This window comes from Dysgonomonas sp. Marseille-Q5470 (assembly GCF_951230145.1).
Lineage (GTDB): Bacteria > Bacteroidota > Bacteroidia > Bacteroidales > Dysgonomonadaceae > Dysgonomonas.
Genome location: NZ_CATNVE010000004.1, coordinates 231,737 through 250,288, shown reverse-complemented (window position 1 = coordinate 250,288; position 18,552 = coordinate 231,737). Strand labels below are relative to the sequence as shown.

Annotated in this window: 12 protein-coding genes; 11 read left to right on the top strand and 1 reads right to left on the bottom strand. The window is 38.6% G+C overall.

The features are described from left to right. Positions 1–35 precede the first annotated feature (35 nt). The 9 genes from rlmB to QOX35_RS09500 all read left to right on the top strand — a co-directional run bounded on the left by rlmB (position 36) and on the right by QOX35_RS09500 (position 9,244). A complete protein-coding gene (rlmB, locus tag QOX35_RS09540; protein WP_135104584.1) occupies positions 36–776 on the top strand; it encodes a 23S rRNA (guanosine(2251)-2'-O)-methyltransferase RlmB in 741 nt (246 codons plus the stop codon). A gap of 26 nt (positions 777–802) precedes the next feature. Next, a complete protein-coding gene (locus QOX35_RS09535) occupies positions 803–1,180 on the top strand; it encodes a RidA family protein (RefSeq protein ID WP_283686703.1) in 378 nt (125 codons plus the stop codon). A gap of 74 nt (positions 1,181–1,254) precedes the next feature. Beyond that, entirely contained in the window at positions 1,255–2,301 is a 1,047-nt protein-coding gene (gene ribD, locus QOX35_RS09530; RefSeq protein ID WP_283686702.1) for a bifunctional diaminohydroxyphosphoribosylaminopyrimidine deaminase/5-amino-6-(5-phosphoribosylamino)uracil reductase RibD, read from the top strand. Positions 2,302–2,394: 93 nt separating this feature from the next. Next, entirely contained in the window at positions 2,395–3,777 is a 1,383-nt protein-coding gene (locus QOX35_RS09525) for a DUF6242 domain-containing protein (RefSeq protein ID WP_283686701.1), read from the top strand. A gap of 88 nt (positions 3,778–3,865) precedes the next feature. Further along, positions 3,866–4,570: a type IX secretion system protein PorG gene (gene porG / locus QOX35_RS09520; RefSeq protein WP_135104580.1), complete on the top strand. Its 705-nt coding sequence runs from the start codon at positions 3,866–3,868 to the stop codon at positions 4,568–4,570. A 17-nt stretch (positions 4,571–4,587) separates the two neighbouring features. Continuing rightward, on the top strand, positions 4,588–5,337 hold the full coding sequence (uppS, locus tag QOX35_RS09515; protein ID WP_252638393.1) for an undecaprenyl pyrophosphate synthase: 750 nt from the start codon (positions 4,588–4,590) through the stop codon (positions 5,335–5,337). A gap of 67 nt (positions 5,338–5,404) precedes the next feature. Continuing rightward, on the top strand, positions 5,405–8,080 hold the full coding sequence (locus QOX35_RS09510) for a BamA/OMP85 family outer membrane protein (RefSeq protein WP_283686700.1): 2,676 nt from the start codon (positions 5,405–5,407) through the stop codon (positions 8,078–8,080). An 89-nt stretch (positions 8,081–8,169) separates the two neighbouring features. Further along, a complete protein-coding gene (locus tag QOX35_RS09505; protein WP_006843849.1) occupies positions 8,170–8,685 on the top strand; it encodes an OmpH/Skp family outer membrane protein in 516 nt (171 codons plus the stop codon). Positions 8,686–8,740: 55 nt separating this feature from the next. Then, complete coding sequence (locus tag QOX35_RS09500) at positions 8,741–9,244, top strand: OmpH/Skp family outer membrane protein (RefSeq protein WP_006843850.1); 504 nt, start codon at positions 8,741–8,743, stop codon at positions 9,242–9,244. Between the two features lie 84 nt (positions 9,245–9,328). On the opposite strand, the gene QOX35_RS09495 is transcribed toward QOX35_RS09500, so the two are convergent. Next, positions 9,329–13,375 carry a two-component regulator propeller domain-containing protein gene (locus QOX35_RS09495; protein WP_283686699.1) on the bottom strand — a complete coding sequence of 1,349 codons (4,047 nt, stop codon included), beginning with the start codon at positions 13,373–13,375 and terminating at the stop codon, positions 9,329–9,331. A gap of 373 nt (positions 13,376–13,748) precedes the next feature. On the opposite strand from QOX35_RS09495, the gene QOX35_RS09490 reads away from it, so the two are divergent. Then, positions 13,749–16,874 (top strand): SusC/RagA family TonB-linked outer membrane protein, encoded by a 3,126-nt coding sequence (locus QOX35_RS09490; protein WP_283686698.1) that lies wholly within the window; start codon positions 13,749–13,751, stop codon positions 16,872–16,874. Positions 16,875–16,893: 19 nt separating this feature from the next. Further along, complete coding sequence (locus tag QOX35_RS09485; RefSeq protein WP_283686697.1) at positions 16,894–18,522, top strand: RagB/SusD family nutrient uptake outer membrane protein; 1,629 nt, start codon at positions 16,894–16,896, stop codon at positions 18,520–18,522. Positions 18,523–18,552: the final 30 nt, after the last annotated feature.

Here is an 18,552-nt window from a genome sequence, read left to right as displayed (position 1 = left end):
ATAACAAATAGGTCTGCGACCCTAAACATAACAGAATGAAAGAGAAAGAAATGATTTTCGGCATACGTGCTATAATAGAAGCCATAGAAGCCGGAAAAGAAATAGATAAAGTAATTGTAAAACGCGAACTTCAAGGAGACCTTTCGAAAGAATTGTTTGCTTTGCTAAAATCACGAGACATTGCGGTGCAACGTGTACCCAACGAACGCCTCGACCGTTTTACACGCAAAAACCACCAGGGGGTAATTGCCTTCCTTTCGGCTATCACATACGAGCATATCGAAGACATCATTCCTTTCTTGTACGAGCAGGGGAAAGACCCTTTCATTCTGGTACTGGATGGAATAACCGATGTGCGCAACTTCGGAGCTATTGCACGTACGTGTGAAGTAGCGGGTGTAGACGCAATCGTTATACCGGCAAAGGGTAGTGTAACCGTAAATGCCGATGCCATAAAAACATCAGCAGGAGCATTGCTCAAAATTCCTGTATGCAAGGAGCAAAGCCTTACTAATGCAATTCAGTTCCTGAAAAATAGCGGAATAAAAGTAGTTGCTGCCACCGAGCGTGGTGCTGATGACTATACATCTGTAGACTACTCAGGCCCTATAGCTTTTGTGATGGGTGCAGAAGACACGGGAGTATCGAACGACAATTTGCGAATAGCAGACAACCTTGTAAAAATACCTCAATTCGGCACAATAGGCTCACTCAATGTATCTGTTGCCGCCGGAGTACTGATTTATGAAGTGATACGCCAGAAGGGCATAAAATAATTTTCATCATTCAAACTCAGCGTACAATGAAAAAAATAATTTCAACGAATAATGCACCTGCGGCAATAGGGCCATACAGTCAGGCTATAGAAGTAAATGGGATAGTATTTCTTTCGGGACAACTTCCTATCGATCCGGCAACGGGTGATTTTCCCGAAGGTGGCGCTAAGGAACAAACCGAACAATGTTTCAAAAACATTAAAGCAATCCTTGCCGAAGCAGGTCTTACAACCGACAATATCGTAAAAACTACCGTATTGCTAAACGACATAGCTCACTTTGGGGCAATGAACGAGGTGTATGCTACACAGTTTTCGGGAACCTTCCCCGCACGTTCGGCTTTTGCTGTCAAAGACCTGCCAAAAGGAGCATTGGTGGAGATAGAAGTAATCGCAGCCAAATAATATTTTATAAAAAAATCTTTACAGTAAAATAACCTCGTAATAATTGCGTTTCTCTGTTGTAGAAACTCAAAAGAATGACTGTTGACGAAAAATATATGTATCGTTGCCTGCAACTGGCACTCAATGGAAAAGGATTTGTAAGTCCCAATCCGATGGTGGGTGCTGTGGTAGTTCACAACGATAAAATAATAGGAGAAGGCTTCCACCGTGAGTATGGCAAAGCCCATGCCGAAGTGAACGCCATCGCCAGCGTGAAAGACAAATCATTACTCAAAGAGTCTACCATCTATGTATCACTCGAACCATGTGCACACCAAGGTAAAACACCTCCATGTGCACAACTGATCATCGACAACCAGATTCCCCATGTAGTAATCGCATGCCTCGACCCCTACCCTGCTGTTTCGGGACGAGGAATAAAGATGCTGCAAGATGCCGGCATAAAGGTTGATGTAGGAATATTAGAGCGGGAAGCATGGGAGCTAAACAAAGAGTTCTTTACCATACAAACAAAAGGCAGACCATATATATACCTCAAGTGGGCACAGACTCAGGATGGTTTTATAGACAAAGCCAGAGACGAGAAAGACATTCCTCAGCCAACGCCGATATCGAATGAATTTTCGAAAATGCTTGTACATAAGAAAAGAGCAGTTGTTCCTGCAATTATGATAGGTACAAATACGGCAATAAAAGACAATCCGTCGCTTACGACACGACATTGGTATGGAAAAAACCCCGTACGTGTCATACTCGACAGGCAAGGACGCATACCGCTCGATTATACGATTTTTGATGGAAAAGTAGAAACGATTGTATTCACCGAAAAGGAGTCTTTTCCGAAGCTGGAGAAAGTTACTTTCATCCAAATTCCATTCGACGAAAACCTGTTGGAGAATATATTCACGACACTCAAAAAGCGGAAAATCATTTCGGTACTCGTTGAGGGAGGACAAGAATTGCTTCAAAGTATTATAGATAAACGATTGTGGGATGAAGCCTTCATAGAAATTTCGGGCATTACATTCAACAATGGAGTACGAGCTCCCATCATTGCGGGGCATATCTTAAATGAGATAAATTGGGGGGCTTCTAAACACATTCATATACGTTTAGCCTAACCATAAAATTATATAAATATTAGATTTGTTGACGCATAAGCCGAAATTCTTTCTATTTTTGCACATTGATATTGAATAAAACTGATTAAAATAATGAAGTTGAAGAAATTTTCTTACCTACTACTTTTCGTAACTTTTTCACTCATTGCATTAAGTTCTTGTAATGATAATAATACGACTACTACAACTGAAGGCGGTTCTGCCGATGCTCAGATTTATTCGTTCAAGTTGTCAGCCATAGCGGTATCTTCTATCGACTCTGTCAACTATCCTATAATGGCAAGCACCAAATTTTCAATCGATCAGAGTCGAAATCTCATTTACAACATAGACTCATTGCCATACAAAACAAAAATAAAGAAATTTGCCACAACGCTCACATATTCGTCTTACGGTATCGGTAAGCTTCAGCTTGTATATCCCGATTCTATTGCAGAATGGAACGGTACAGATTCTATCAACTATGCATTAAATCCTAAAATCAAGGTATATGCAGCAAATGGTCTCGACAGCAGAGAATATACAATCGATATACGAATACACAAGATAGACCCCGATACAATTATATGGCACAAGGTAGCCACATTACCAGATGCAGTTGGAATACAACAAAAAACAGTATTGAAAGATAACGATTTCTATACATTTACTATTGCAGACGGTAATCTAGCTGTATATAAAGCATCAAAAGGAGCTCTTGCATGGTCTAAAAATCCAATAACAACAGGACCTTCGGCTGCAAATATTGTAATAGAAAGTATAACACTATTCAACAATACGTTCTATGTTGTAGACAAGAACAATCAATCATACAGTTCTAACGACGGCATCAATTGGACAGCCAAGAACAACGAAGTAAAAGCTATTTATGGCATATTACCGGGAGCCAGCGCAGCAAAAGATTCACTCTTAGTAGCTACGGAGCAAGGCGGTAAATACTACTTCGCTAAAACGGCAGACATGCAAACGTTGGTTCTTGTGAAGAACTTAAGCAGCAATCCATTCTCGAACGAAATAAGCCAAAGCTTTCCGGTTTCAGATTTCTCTCCGGTTACTTTTGTCAACAGGGCAAATCTGAGCAGCAATGTGCTAACCATCACAGGAGGTAGAGGATTCAACAATCAGCAATCGAACCTCACATGGTCTTTACGTGTCGGAGATGACAATCTTCTGGAGCTAGGTTCAAACCAAGTGAACTTACTATTCGGTGCGAATGACGGTATCAGTTGTTTCTCATACGACACCTACTTGTTTGCACTAACCGGAAATATACTATATAAAAGTGACAGCATGGGCGTTAAATGGATTTTAGCTCCATCCAAAGAAAGTTTAAGTACAAGTATACCTAAAGCCTCGGGGCAATCGGTAATAGTAGATAGTGAGAACTATATTTGGATATTCGGCGGAATACCAAAAACAGGATCTACACCAGTCAAAGAGATTTGGAGAGGTCGCTTAAATCGTCTTAATCCGTAAGTTCCCCCAGATTAAAAACTGGCAGTCGATATACTTATTGTCTTACTTTTGCGTTAGATAAAGATAGATATTGAATAATAAATTTATAATGAGAAAAGAGATACTTTTAATTTTTATACTTATTTCAGCCTCTCTCTTCTCGTCTATCACACTCAACGCACAAGACGACTACAAGTATGAGATTGGCGGAATGGCAGGCACATCTTTCTATATGGGAGATGCCAATAAGACAAAATTATATCAGAACCCGGGATTATCGGCCGGCGTTATTTTCAGATATAATAAGGACTTAAGATGGTCTGTAAAAAACAACTTTGTAATAGGCAAAGTATCGGGCGACACCAAAAACATGGGAAATAAATTTCCGCATGATCAGCAAGCATCCTTCAGCAGGATGTTTTACGAATTAGGAAGCCAGATTGAGTTCAATTTATTTAATTATAGTGATAAGTTCAGTTACCTTGGCACCAAACGGATAACACCATACGTGTTTACAGGTGTAGGAATAACTTTTGCTTCGGGAGAGAAGAAATTCTTAGATGCAAATATACCTATAGGCATCGGGCTGAAATACAAAATGAAAGATCGCTTGAATATAGGATTTGAATTCTCTTTCAGGAAATTATTCAGCGACTCATTTGACGTGACCGAGAAAAACAGTAAATTTGACCTCGATAGCCCTTATGGGATAAAAGGTAGCATATTCAAAAACAACGATTGGTATTCCCTTACAATGTTTACTATAACATGGGATTTCGGACGTAGAGTGTGTCCTTGCTTAAATTCTGATTAATTTAAAATAAAATATAAATGTCATATTTTGACCAAATAGATAAAACTAGAATACCCAAACATGTAGCCATAATCATGGATGGCAACGGGCGTTGGGCGAAAAGTCAAAATCTGGATCGCTCTTTTGGGCACAAAGAAGGCATTGTTGCTGTACGCAGAACAATTGAGGCAGCGGCCAAAGCCGAGATAGCCTATATAACCCTTTACACATTCTCTACCGAAAACTGGAAGAGACCCGAAGAAGAGGTTAAGGCACTGATGGCATTGATGATACAGGCTGTAGCCAACGAAACCCCTGATCTGATAAAAAACAATATACGGGTAAAGGTGATAGGTGATATAGACCGTTTGCCCGCCGACACACAGAAAGCGCTGGATTTCTGCTTGAATGAAACATCGGTATGTACAGGCACTACAGTTGTGCTGGCTCTGAGTTATTCTTCGAAGTGGGAATTGACAAAGGCCATGAAGACAATAGCGAGTGATGTGAAAGCCGGAAAAATAAAATTGGAAGACATCGAAGAATCTCTAATTCCACAGTATTTGTCTACGAAAGGAATTCCCGATCCTGATATATTAGTAAGAACCGGAGGCGAGCTGCGCATCAGCAATTTCCTTCTTTGGCAAATAGCCTATTCCGAACTTTATTTCACAGATGAGCTTTGGCCCGACTTTAACGAAGAATCGTTATTCAAGGCCGTTGTAGACTTCCAAAACCGGGAACGCCGTTTTGGTAAAACCAGTGAACAGGTATCAACAAAACCATAAGTTCACAAAACAAGAGTAGCATTAATACTAATAAAAATATTATTCGATAATAATTCTTAGACCAAATATGTTAAATAAAGGTTTATTCTTTCTGACTGTTATTCTATGCCTTGTATCCACAGGAATACAAGCACAAGGGGTAGACAGCACCGAAATCAAAAATGTGAATAAGGCTCTTGAAGCAAATGTTCAGGATTTACCGCTAATTACATACAACTCCAGTAAGAAGTATGAAATAGCTGACCTTAAACTCACCGGTTTAGTGAATCCGATGTATGAAGATTACACATTGTTTGGTTTTGCTCAGCTACAAGTCGGAGATATAATAGAGGTACCCGGCCCTGAAGTAACAAATGCAGTTCGCCGCTTTTGGAGACAAGGATTATTCTCGGATGTGAAAATTGCCGCTACAAAAATAGAAGGTAATAAAATATGGCTCGAAATCAACCTGAAAGAAAGGCCTCGTATTTCTGATATCGTGTATACAGGAATGAAGAAGTCGGAACGTCAGGATATCGCTGCGAAGGTAGGTATGGTAAAAAATCTGCAAATCACCCCATACCAAATGGACAGAGCCAAAACAATCATAAAAAAATACTTTGACGAAAAAGGATTCAACAAAGCAGAAATATCTCTGACTGAGACACCTGATTTGTCGAAAGAAAATCATGTTATTCTTAACATAGATGTCGTTAAGAAAAACAAGACCAAAGTAAACAGAATCACCATAGAAGGTAATGAAGAGGTAGCCACCAGAACGCTGGAAAAAGCGATGAAAAAGACCAGACATAAAAGCAACTTTAAGTCTTGGCTTGCCAACTTCCTCCGTTCTACAAAGTATGTGCCTGAAAGCTTTGAAGAAGACAAGAACAACTTGATAGCCAAATATAACGAGTTGGGTTACCGTGATGCTACAATCCTTTGGGATACTGTATATACGGCTGATGCAGAAGGCAAACCTGACAAGGTAAACATCGACATAAAAGTTGATGAAGGTAAACAATACTTCATTAAAGACATCAAATGGGTAGGTAATACCGTGTATCAAACATGGCAATTGCAAACACAGTTGAATATGAAACCGGGTGATGTTTACAATCAGAAGAAACTAACCGAACGTCTTTCGGTAGACGAAGGAGCTGTGATGAATGTATTCTATCAAAATCATGGTTACTTATTCTCTAATGCCGACCCTGTAGAGGTGAACATAGAGAATGACTCTATTGACCTGGAGATACGTATTACAGAAGGCCCTGTAGCTAAAATCCGTAAAGTAACAATATCGGGTAACGATAGAGTATATGAAGATATCGTACGCCGCGAATTAAGAATAAAACCGGGAGCTCTATACAGTCGTGATGACATTATCCGTTCGATACGTGAAATAGCTCAAATGGGACACTTTGACCCTGAGCAATTAAATAATCCGAAAATAGAACCGGATCAAGATTCAGGAACAGTTGATGTAGGCTTACCTTTGGTATCTAAAGCAAACGACCAGGTAGAGTTTTCTGCGGGATGGGGACAAACAGGTATTATAGGTAAATTAAGTTTGAAGTTTACAAACTTCTCTTTGAAAAACTTATTCAACCCGGGTACATACAAAGGAATTATCCCTCAGGGTGAAGGACAAACATTGACTCTTAGTGCTCAAACAAATGCTAAGTATTATCAATCATATTCCGTTTCATTCTTCGATCCTTGGTTTGGAGGAAAACGTCCGAACTCTTTATCTGTAGGTGCTTACTATTCTCGTCAAACAGATATAAACAGCCGCTACATAAACAACAGTTATGGTTCTTCTGCTCTAAGCAGCTATTATGGTGGCTATGGTAGTGGCTACGGTAGTGGCTATGGAGACTACAGCTTTGCAGCCGACCCGAACAAATCGATAACAATGATCGGACTATCGGTAGGCTACGGAAAACGTTTGACATGGCCTGATGACTATTTTACATTCCAAACAGAGTTGTCTTATCAAAGATATAGCATGAAAGATTGGGCATACTTCATCGTTAAAGATGGTATTGCAAACAACCTAAGCTTGAATCTTACATTGAGTAGAAGATCTACCGACAATCCTATATACACACGTCGCGGAACAGATCTATCTCTTAGCTTACAGGTAACACCTCCATTCTCGTTGTGGGATGGCAAAGACTATGCGTCAATGAAGAAAATCGATGGTTATTATGAGCCAAGCGAAAAATTCACATGGATAGAATATCACAAATGGAAATTTAAAGCAAGAACATATACATCATTATCTGATGTGGTGAAAACTCCTGTATTGATGACTCGTGCCGAGTATGGATTTGTGGGTTATTTCAACAAGAATAAGAAATCTCCATTCGAAACATTCTATATGGGGGGTGATGGTATGTCGGGATATTCGAGCACATACGCAACAGAAACAATCGGACTTCGTGGATATGAAAACGGATCGTTGGGCACACAGGCCAGTGCATATTCTCGTCTGGCTCTTGAGTTGAGATATCCGCTTATCCTCGAACCATCGTCTACGATCTATCTACTGGGTTTTGTTGAAGCAGGTAACGCTTGGAGCGATCTGAATAAATTCAATCCATTCGATCTTAAACGTTCAGCAGGATTTGGAGCACGTATCATGTTACCGATGATCGGACTAATGGGTATAGACTGGGCATACGGATTCGACCCGATCAATGGATCTCGTGATAATAGCGGAAGCCAATTCCACTTTATCATTGGACAAGAGTTCTAAAAAGCCTTTTAACATTATTTATAAGCAAGTTACTAAACTAAAAGATTAACTGTGCGTCTAATAGATATAATACATTAAATTTGACAGTTATGAAAAGATTATTATTACTATTTGCTCTATTTATCGGAATTGCAGCCGGAAGCTATGCTCAGAAGTTTGCATTGATAGATATGGAATATATATTAAAAAATATAAGCACGTACGAAACTGCTCAGGAACAACTAAACGTAATGTCTAAAAAATGGCAGGGAGAAGTTGACAAAGTGCAGCAGGAAGTAAAAAACATGTACAAGTCGTATCAGTCTGACCTTGTTTTTCTATCGGGAGAGCAAAAGACTAAAAGAGAAAACGAAATTGTAGAAAAAGAAAAGAGCTTACAAGAATTGAATCGTAAATATTTTGGGCCCGAAGGCGAACTTTTCAAGAAAAGAGAAGCCCTTGTAAAACCCATACAGGACGACATTTACAACGCAATAAAAGAGATATCAGAAGCCAAAGGATATCAGCTAGTGATGGACAGATCATCAGCTGAAAGTGTTATTTTTGCTTCCCCCCGAATAGATATAAGTAATGAAGTTTTAGCAAAGCTCGGATATTCAAAATAATTATTTATATTTGTCACCTAAATAAAGAATAACTAATCAAATAGACTTATACACTATGTTAAAAAAACTATTTTTATTGCTGCTGATTGTTGCTCCGGTTTCAATATTTGCACAAGATAAATTGGCATTTATAAATGCAGAAGAGGTGTTCTCTAAAATGCCGGAACTAAAAGAAGTTGAATCTAAACTTGCAACAAAAAGCGAAACGATAAGAAAAAATCTGACAGCTTTAGAAAAAGAGTACAACGATAAAGTTGAGGCTTTCAAGGGAGACACAACCGGACTTACCGAATCAATCGTACTTGACAGACAAAAACAGTTGGAAGATCTGCAAAACAGATATCAAACATTCTTGCAAACAAGCCAACAAGAATACGAAAAAGAACAACAAGCATTGATCACTCCATTGCAAGAAAAATTGAGAAAAGCGATCAAAGATGTTGGCGACGAAAATGGCTATACTTATATCTTTAATTTTGCGGCAACTCTTTATACAAGCCCTACAACTGCTGTAGATGCTTCACCTAAAGTAAAAGCTAAATTAGGCATTACTAACTAATCTTCATTAGTTATAAATCATAAAAAAAAGCTCTGATAGTTTTATCAGAGCTTTTTTATTGTGACTTTACTTTATATTTTCACACTACACATCATACATTTCCCTATCTCTATATTCCTTAGGTGTACAACCATACTTTTGAGCAAACTGCCTGAAGAAGGTCGCTCTGTTGGAGAATCCTGATTTATAGATTATCTCATCGATTGTCATTTTGGTATTTAACAGTAAGTTTCGAGCTATGTACAAACGGCTCTCCCTTATCATATCTGCCGGACTATCGCTTTCTACTTCGCTCAACCTACGATACAAGTGACGTGGGCTCATATTCAGTTCTGCGGCAATAAACTGAGCCGAGAGTTTGCTATTCATTATATTCTTTTCGATGATATTGTAGATATCCTGAATAAACTTTGTATTCTCCTTGTGAGTCATCTTACCTTCCGATAGGTCGAATGCACTCAACGGTGAACTGAAATAGTCCTTCAGCGTCTCTTTGCGCGAAATAAGATGCTTTACAGATGTGCGCAAATAGTCTGCATTAAAAGGCTTGGCAAGGTACATCTCAGCACCGGACGATAATCCCTCTATTTGTTCCTCAATCGTATGCTTTGCCGAAACCAATATCATCGGAATGTGTGCTGTCTTTTTATCCGATTTTATTTCCTTCGTAAGAGAGATTCCATCCCTGCCGGGCATCATAACATCACAAATGATAATATTGGGATGTATCTGTGTCAGCATCTCATCCACGAGTAATGGCTTATCTATAGGAATTACATTATACTCATCGGCAAATATCTCACTGATAAACCATAAAATTTCCACATCATCGTCGATGATAAAAATTGTTGGCTTCAACTTATCAAAGGCATATTTGGGGAGCTCCATCATTGGCTCATAATCTTTTCTTATCGTGATTTCGGGTAAAGCCTGATTCTTATCAATCAGCACATCGGAGACTTCCTTTTGCGGTAGTTTCACAATAAAGTCGGTACGCTCATCGAGTATGCTGTTTACTTCAATTGTACCATCCAGCAACTTGACCATACTATAAGAGATGGCCAATCCCAAACCATTACGGGAGAATTCTCTCTTCCCTTCTCGATTCTCAAAATCGTCGAGTATACTATATCGGTCGAAGATCCTTGTTATATTTTCTGCTTTAATCCCTTTTCCCGTGTTGGATATAATCATCAACAGCTCATCGTTCTCTTGATATACTTCAACCTGTATAAATCCATTGATAGCCGTATATTTGAATGCATTCGACACCAGATTAGACAAGATCGTATATATAAATCCCCGGTCTGAATTCCAAACCAAAGAGTCTTCAATATCCTTGCTGAATTGTATGTTTTTGGACTCGGCCAAGTCGTTGAACGAGTCGCTTATATCATGTGCTATATCTGTGATAGAAAGCGGTTCTATCTGAGGAGATTTATTCCCTGTTTCGATCCGCCTAAACTCGATAAGTTCTTGAATCAGGTCATTCAGACGCTCGGCATTCCGTTGTATAAGCTGTGTGTATTTCCTCACAAAACTATCGGAACCGGCATGCGACAAGATACGGTTGCAAGGCCCATATATTAACGTCAGCGGAGTACAAAATTCATGGGCGATATTAGTAAAGAAACGCAGCTTAGACTCGTGTACTTCCTCCTGATGACGTTGCTTTATTTTCATCATCGCCTTATATTTTTTCTTCTTGTCTTTTATAATAGCTGCTCGTATAAGCAAATATATAACAGATATCACCATTGTTGCATACAACACATACGCCAATGGCGAAAGATACCACGGAGGTGTTATCTTTATTGTTATCGAATATACGGGACTTTCCTTTCCGGTAAGGCGGTTCATATATTTTATAAACAATGTATATTCCCCGGGCGATAAACTTGTAAACGAAATATTATTGGACGTTCCATTATCAATCCACTGCTTACTCAGATCATCCAGTTTGTAATAATATGTGTAATTATTCCCGTTTACGTAGTCGAGTGCAGTAAAAGATATAGAGAAGAAGTTCTGATTGTAATTAAGTTCAAGCGTCTCATTTTCTCCATTCGATTGTAAAAAGTCGAATATGTTTTTCTCCTGACCGAAAATCATCAGATTATCAAATTGAATGCGAGGAAAATACTCAGGCTGAGCCATACCCGTCTCCGAGATAGCCACAAAGCCATTAATACCACCAAAGAATAAGATATCGGATTCCTCATCCTTGAAATAAGCCCCATCGCTATACTCTATAATCTGCAAGCCATTGAGATTTGAATATGTTTGAAAATTATCTTGTTCTATATTAAATTTGATAATTCCTCTATTGGTACTCAGCCAAAGATTATTTCTCTCATCGGCCAATATACCATGAATCGTATTATTCGGAAAGCCGTTTCTTTCATTAAATATCTTGTCGCTCCTACCCGAAACGTGCTTAACCAAACCAAAACTAGTACCAAACCAAAATGCATTGTTCGAATCCTTAATAATAGAGAATATATCATTCAACGTTTGATTTATCCCCTTATCGGGCACAAGCGTATCCAGTTTATGTTGATTTGTATTTAAGCTATATGCACCATATCCTCGGTTTCCGAACCATAAGATGGAATCGTTCTCCTGATAGATTGTAAAAAAATAGTTCTGAGAATCCCTGCCATCCCTTATTGTAACGCGGCTTGCATTTTTGAATACAGGAATATTTTGAGTGCCTGCGACTGATACTTTTACAATGCCCGTACCCACTGTCGCCAGCCATAGCGTAGAGTCGTTAAGCTCACAGATAGAGTGTATATATTTTACGGGTTCTCCGTTCGCTATCAGCGGTACTCGCTTTATCGACCTGTCGCTGTATGAATAGTAACTCAGTCCTTCTTCGCAACCAATCCACAATATATTTTTCTTACTCTTCGCAAAGGCATATACAGAATTATCGGTCAGTGCAGAATTTCCTGTATTGCTATATTCGAGTGAGAATTTAGAAGGAGCCTGATTGAAATCATAATTCTTTATTTTCACAATCCCATCCCCCTTTGTTCCTATCCACAGTGTTTTTTCTTTATCCAAAAACAAAGCTCTCACCGGCTTTTCTATATTCGCCGTAAATGTATTGAACACGGCAGACCTGATCGAATACATATCATTCGAATACATATACACCCCTTGTCCATCGGTACCTATCCAAACCAAGTCCTGATAGCGGTCGTTTATCAAACAGAAAATACCCGATTTGATTCCTATATCTTCAGGCTGGTAATTATCGAGCTTATCGGATACATATTTCAATCTCAACAGCCCGTTGGTCTTGAATCCGATAAAATAATCGTTGTGATGTTTTATTACCGAAGATATCTCACCATTCTTCTGTATAATCTCTTTAAGATTCCTGACATAGTATTTTTTCTTATCGGCGAAATGATATTCATACAAGGTATAAGTATTGTCTATAAAGTACACGACATCCGAAACTCCCCTTTCGTAGAAACAATACAAGAGATTTTCATTATGAGAAAACAGCTTTTCTTTTTCCAGCTTTATATCCCCTTCCCTACCCTCTTTTATAACGTATGCGGGATTAGACTGATCTTTTGTAAACACCTGAAGCTTGTTATCAGAAGTGATCACAAAATTGAGAATATCATTGTATTTCAATCCTCTTAATATTATCTTCTCAAAGGTTTTGGTCTCCTTTTTATAATAATAAATACAATCATCCTCTTTTATAATAAAGATATGGTTGTTCTTATCTTTTTGTATCAGATAGCGCCCTTTAAACTGATTGAATGAATCAATCTTTTTAGTGCGTTTATCCAACCTGTTGAGTCCATAGTTTGTGTACACCCAAAGGATACCATCCTCTGTTTCCAATACATTTTCGATAAGATTACCCGACAAGTTGTTCTTCTCATCCGTTGGTTTGTATACCCGAATGCTAAGACCGTTAAACATATTGAGCCCATCACAAGAGCCAAACCACAAGAAGCCGTCTTTATCCTGACAAATAGAGAGTATCGCACTGTTTGACAATCCATCATGGTTGGATATCTGGCGGAGATTATATGCATTTATATTCTGACACAATATAAGACCGATCAGAAAAAATGAAGCGTTTAATACGATTTTTTTCATGGATGTATTTTGTCCTAATTCTGATATAAGATTATGACAAAGATAAATATCTTACAGATAGTAAACGAGAAACAAATCCGCATTAACAGAAGTCACATATATAGATTTGAGACAATGTAGTATATATTTAAGACATGCCCACAGAATTGCTTTTGTACTATTGTTGCAGGTTTTAAGAAGAAGATATATTTGCTTTCGGAAAAGATGACTAATACCACTAACCTCTAAAACCTGTAAAAATGAAAAATATAACCTAAAGAGTGATCAACCTAATCCGAATCTAATTTAATCAAAATGCTCAGAATGTCTATTTCAAATTTAGACCTAAAGCGAATTAATCAAAAACAATCTTTTATTTAAATCTAACTATGGTATGATTAAGAGAAAGTACAAAAAAAACTTTGTCAGTTTAGTCTTGTCCCTGTTATTCATCGGGACACCATGCATCTTAAATGCCCAGACTGGCAATATTAATGAGCATCAACAATCACCTTCTGCAAAAAACACAGTAAAAGGAACTGTGAAAGATGAAACAGGAGAGCCTCTTGTTGGTGTTAGTGTAGTAATAAAAGGGACAACAAATGGAACAATGACCGACCTGGACGGTAATTTTTCTATTTCGTGTAACAAAAATGATGTATTACAAATATCCTATGTCGGATTTTTGACACAAGATATTACAGTAGGAAACAACTCCAACTTTCAGATAAAACTGAAGGAAGACCAAAAGGTTCTGGATGAAGTTATTGTGATCGGTTACGGTACTACTACCCGCAAAAGTGCAGTGGGAGCCGTTGATCAGGTAAAGGCAAAAACGATAGAAGAACGTCCGGTGGCCAATGTTACTCAAGCCTTGCAAGGAGCTTCACCTAGTTTGACAATCCAACAACGCAGCATGGACCCGAATGACAACAACCTGAATATCAACATTCGAGGACTATCTACCATGAATAACAATTCTCCTTTGATCGTTATCGATGGATTAGTAACCGATAACGCCAGTCTGAACAAACTAAGCCCCGGCGATATCGATAATGTTTCGGTACTGAAAGATGCGGGAACAGCTGCCATCTATGGATCACGCTCAGCGAATGGGGTCATACTGGTTACAACCAAGAGCGGAAAGAAAAATCAACGCCCTACCGTTCGTCTCGGAATGCAGCTTGGGACACAAGATCCTACTATTCTGTACAGACCCGTAGAAGGATACCAAAATGCGATATTAAAGAACCTGTCATTGACAAATGTAGGACAAAGCGCCATGTATTCACCTGCAGAAGTACGTGATCTATACGATCACCGAGGTGAAGAGTACTGGAACTTTGACAAGATTATACAATCGGCAATGCAACAGTCGTACAATATGAGTGTTTCGGGTGGTAACGAGAATACAACTTACCTATTCTCCGGAGCGTACTTTGATCAGAAGAGTAACTTTGTTGGACCTAACTACGGTAAACAACGTTACAATCTGCGTTCAAATCTTTCGACAGAAGTAGGACGCTTCAAGCTTTCTTCAATCTTATCATATACCCGCGACGACGGAAAAAAATCGGTTGATGGAAATGCAATTATCAACTCATCGCGTATACCTTCATACTACTGGACTAAAATGCAAGCCGACAATGGAAAATATCTTGTAAACAGCTTGCTTACAGACCAGAACCCGTTGGCGGGATTAAAAGAATCGGGATACGAGAAAGGAAATACCGACTACATTAATGCAAACATTAATCTTGAAGTAAAAATCATTGACGGATTGAAATTGCGTGGAGTTGTGGGAGCTGATATATACGCTTATCATCGTTTCATTAGAAGAAAAGAGGTGGATTTGTATAACAACGAGAATAATACAATCCCCGACATGAAAATGAACGCTAAGAGGAATACAGAAGATTACAATGAGAATAAACGATTGATGAACTATCAGCTTTTGGCGGATTATCAAAAGACATTCAACAATTCTCACAATCTATCCTTGTTATTCGGAGCAACTAACGAGTCATATACATTCAAAAACAATGAAGTAAAATTCATTAATACAGATCCTATTTTAGGTGTTCCGACAGAAACTCCTGAATCTGGAAGTTCTTCACTACAAAATCGAAGCAAAGAAAGTATTACTTCAATACTCGGACGTGCTTCTTACAATTATTTGGAAAGATATTATGCTGAATTCAGTTTCCGAGAAGATGGTTCTTCAAAGTTTGCGAAAGCGAACCGTTGGGGATTCTTCCCTTCTTTATCTTTGGGATGGAGAATATCCGATGAGTCATTTATGGATTTCTATAAAAACAAACTGGGAGATCTTAAAATTCGTGGATCATACGGTATATTAGGAAACCAGAATATCCCTTCGTATCAGACCATCGTCACTTACGAGTTATATTCAAACACATACGCATTCGACAATGACGTTGTTGGTGGAGCCGGATATAAATTTGGAAACAAGAACCTGAAGTGGGAAAAATCAAAAACATTCAACATCGGAGCAGACTTCTCGTTCCTAAGAGGGGCTTTATCCGGAACATTCGATTATTTCAATAAAACAACATCAGATATCTTATTACCACCACAGGTTCCAACAGTATTCGGGACAACTCTTAACTCGGAAAATATTGGAGAAATGAAAAATCACGGTTGGGAAGTTACATTAAACTATCACCTGAAAACAGGAGAATTCTCCCATGATTTTTCAGGAAATATAGGAGATACTCAAAATAAGATTACAAAGCTTGTAGGAGGAAGAGAAGTTATAAAAGTTGACGAATATTTCTTTATTAATGAAGTAGGGCTACCATTCCATTCATATTATGGATATAAAACTGACGGGCTCTATAAAACAATGGAAGAAATCCAGGCATCAGTCTTGCCAGTAGGTATTTCAGCTTCAGATCTTCGCCCGGGTGATGTAAAATATGTAGACCGCAACAACGACGGAGTGATTGATGAGAAAGATCGTTTTGTTATAGGAAATGGATTTCCACGTTACACATTCGGTTTCACTTATAACCTTGAGTGGAAAGGATTTGACTTTAACTTCTTTATCCAAGGTGTTGGAAAACGTGATATGATGATACGTGGTGAGCTGGTAGAACCATTCCACTCCAACTATTCGTATACGATCTACAAACATCAACTAGACTTCTGGTCTCCAACGAATACCGATGCCACTTACCCTCGTTTGGCAGGAATAGGCTCAGTTTCCAATTCGAATAATTATGGCATGGGGTCAGAAATCAATCGATTTGATGGAAAATATCTAAGACTGAAAAATATACAGCTAGGATATACAATTCCTAAAAGCTTGACAAATAAACTGATGCTGCAAAAAGTACGTGCATATGTAAATGCTCAAAATCTGTTTACATTAAGTAAAAACTCTTGGATCGATCCCGAATCTACCGAGCTTGACTCAAATATGAAAGGCAATGCTAATAGCGCACGTAACTACCCGGCCCTCAAGTATTTTGGCTTTGGATTAGACATTGAATTCTAACAAAAGAAACGATACAAAAATGAAAAAAAGACATACAATAAAATATCTGTTCTTATTGTCAATAGGAGCGTTTATATTCACAGGGTGTAACAACCTCGACCAAATGCCTTACGACAAGCATACAGATGAAACATACTGGCAATCAGTTGAAAACTCAGAACTATTGGTCAATATGGCATACAACCAAATGTATAACTCCGAAAAGATGTGGACAGACGAAGCCTTGACTGACAATGTAATTCAGGCCAGAGATGATAATGATCCACGAAAAATCCGTAATGGCATGGCAACACCTTCTCTTGGGCTATTTGCCAGCGAATGGAAATGGGCTTATGAAGGAATAAAAACATGCCATAAATATTTAGAGAACATAGACCGTGTCCCCGAAATGAACGAAAATCTTAAAGCAACAAGAAAAGCTGAGATTCGCTTCATCAGAGCGTTTCTATTCTTCCGCTTGGCTTATTTTTACGGTGACGTTCCTTTTTTCACAGAAGATATTACGCTGGCTCAGGCAAAGACCATATCGCGCACACAAAAGTCTGTTGTTTTGCAATTTGTGCACGACGAGCTCGATGAAATCAGAGACATATTGCCTTCAAAAGGTGCAATCACCAACAAAGGACGTATAACCAATGCTGCAGCTGTTGCTTTTCAGGCACGAGCTTATCTGTATGAAAACAATTGGCCAATGGTCGAAAAATATACTGATATGCTTATTAATCAGCAAGGTAAATATGGTATTTATGAACTGTTTGGCGATTACGAAAGCTTGTTCCAATCTCAAAACAAATATAACAATGAGGTTATCCTCGACTATGGCTATGCAACGACAATCCGCGCATGGACTGAGATGTATGCACGTGTACCGATGACTTTGGGAGCTTTCTTAAACTCATGTGCACCGACACAAGCTCTTGTAGACGACTATTGGACAATCAATGGTTATGCAATCAGCAAAGACCCTGCTTACAACCCAAGCTCTCCATATACCAACAGAGATCCACGCCTGACAGCCAGTGTTGTTTACGATGGTTTCAAATGGGTAGATGAGAATGGAAAGGTATCAACGATACGTACTGCTTATGGAACAGGAACGAAAGACTCTTGGGAAAGTGTAAGCTCCAACAAGTCGGTTACAGGTTATTATACTCGTAAGTATTTTGATCCGCAATCAAGAAAGACATTAAAAGACTATGCACAAGAGAACAATATTATCATGTTCCGTTATGCCGACGTTTTATTAATGTACGCAGAAGCAATGCTTGAACAAAACAAGATGAACCAATCGGTATGGGATGCTACCATTAAGAAAATACGCACAAGAGCAGGATTCACAGCAGCGAGTGCTCTAAACTACCCTTCAACATTGTCTACAGACGAAATGCGTGAATTAATTCACCGCGAACGCCGTATAGAACTAGTATTCGAAGGACTGCGCTACTACGACATCGTAAGATGGAAAGAAGGAACAAAATATCTGAATGGAGTAGTGAACGGAGCTAAATTCGCCAATAACAATTCTTCGTATATAACATTGGATTCAAGAAAATTCAATGAAGGAAAAGACTATCTATGGTCGGTTCCTATCGAAGAAATAGTTAAGAACCCGAACCTAAAACCAAACAATCCCGGTTACTCCGAATAAATAACCTAAAGATTAATTAAATAGAAAAAA

Bases quoted from the DNA above. Each gene is read 5' to 3' on its own strand.
- rlmB (WP_135104584.1), top strand. From the start codon at position 36: ATGAAAGAGAAAGAAATGATTTTCGGCATACGTGCTATAATAGAAGCC.
- QOX35_RS09535 (WP_283686703.1), top strand. From the start codon at position 803: ATGAAAAAAATAATTTCAACGAATAATGCACCTGCGGCAATAGGGCCA.
- ribD (WP_283686702.1), top strand. From the start codon at position 1,255: ATGACTGTTGACGAAAAATATATGTATCGTTGCCTGCAACTGGCACTC.
- QOX35_RS09525 (WP_283686701.1), top strand. From the start codon at position 2,395: ATGAAGTTGAAGAAATTTTCTTACCTACTACTTTTCGTAACTTTTTCA.
- porG (WP_135104580.1), top strand. From the start codon at position 3,866: ATGAGAAAAGAGATACTTTTAATTTTTATACTTATTTCAGCCTCTCTC.
- uppS (WP_252638393.1), top strand. From the start codon at position 4,588: ATGTCATATTTTGACCAAATAGATAAAACTAGAATACCCAAACATGTA.
- QOX35_RS09510 (WP_283686700.1), top strand. From the start codon at position 5,405: ATGTTAAATAAAGGTTTATTCTTTCTGACTGTTATTCTATGCCTTGTA.
- QOX35_RS09505 (WP_006843849.1), top strand. From the start codon at position 8,170: ATGAAAAGATTATTATTACTATTTGCTCTATTTATCGGAATTGCAGCC.
- QOX35_RS09500 (WP_006843850.1), top strand. From the start codon at position 8,741: ATGTTAAAAAAACTATTTTTATTGCTGCTGATTGTTGCTCCGGTTTCA.
- QOX35_RS09495 (WP_283686699.1), bottom strand. From the start codon at position 13,375: ATGAAAAAAATCGTATTAAACGCTTCATTTTTTCTGATCGGTCTTATA.
- QOX35_RS09490 (WP_283686698.1), top strand. From the start codon at position 13,749: ATGATTAAGAGAAAGTACAAAAAAAACTTTGTCAGTTTAGTCTTGTCC.
- QOX35_RS09485 (WP_283686697.1), top strand. From the start codon at position 16,894: ATGAAAAAAAGACATACAATAAAATATCTGTTCTTATTGTCAATAGGA.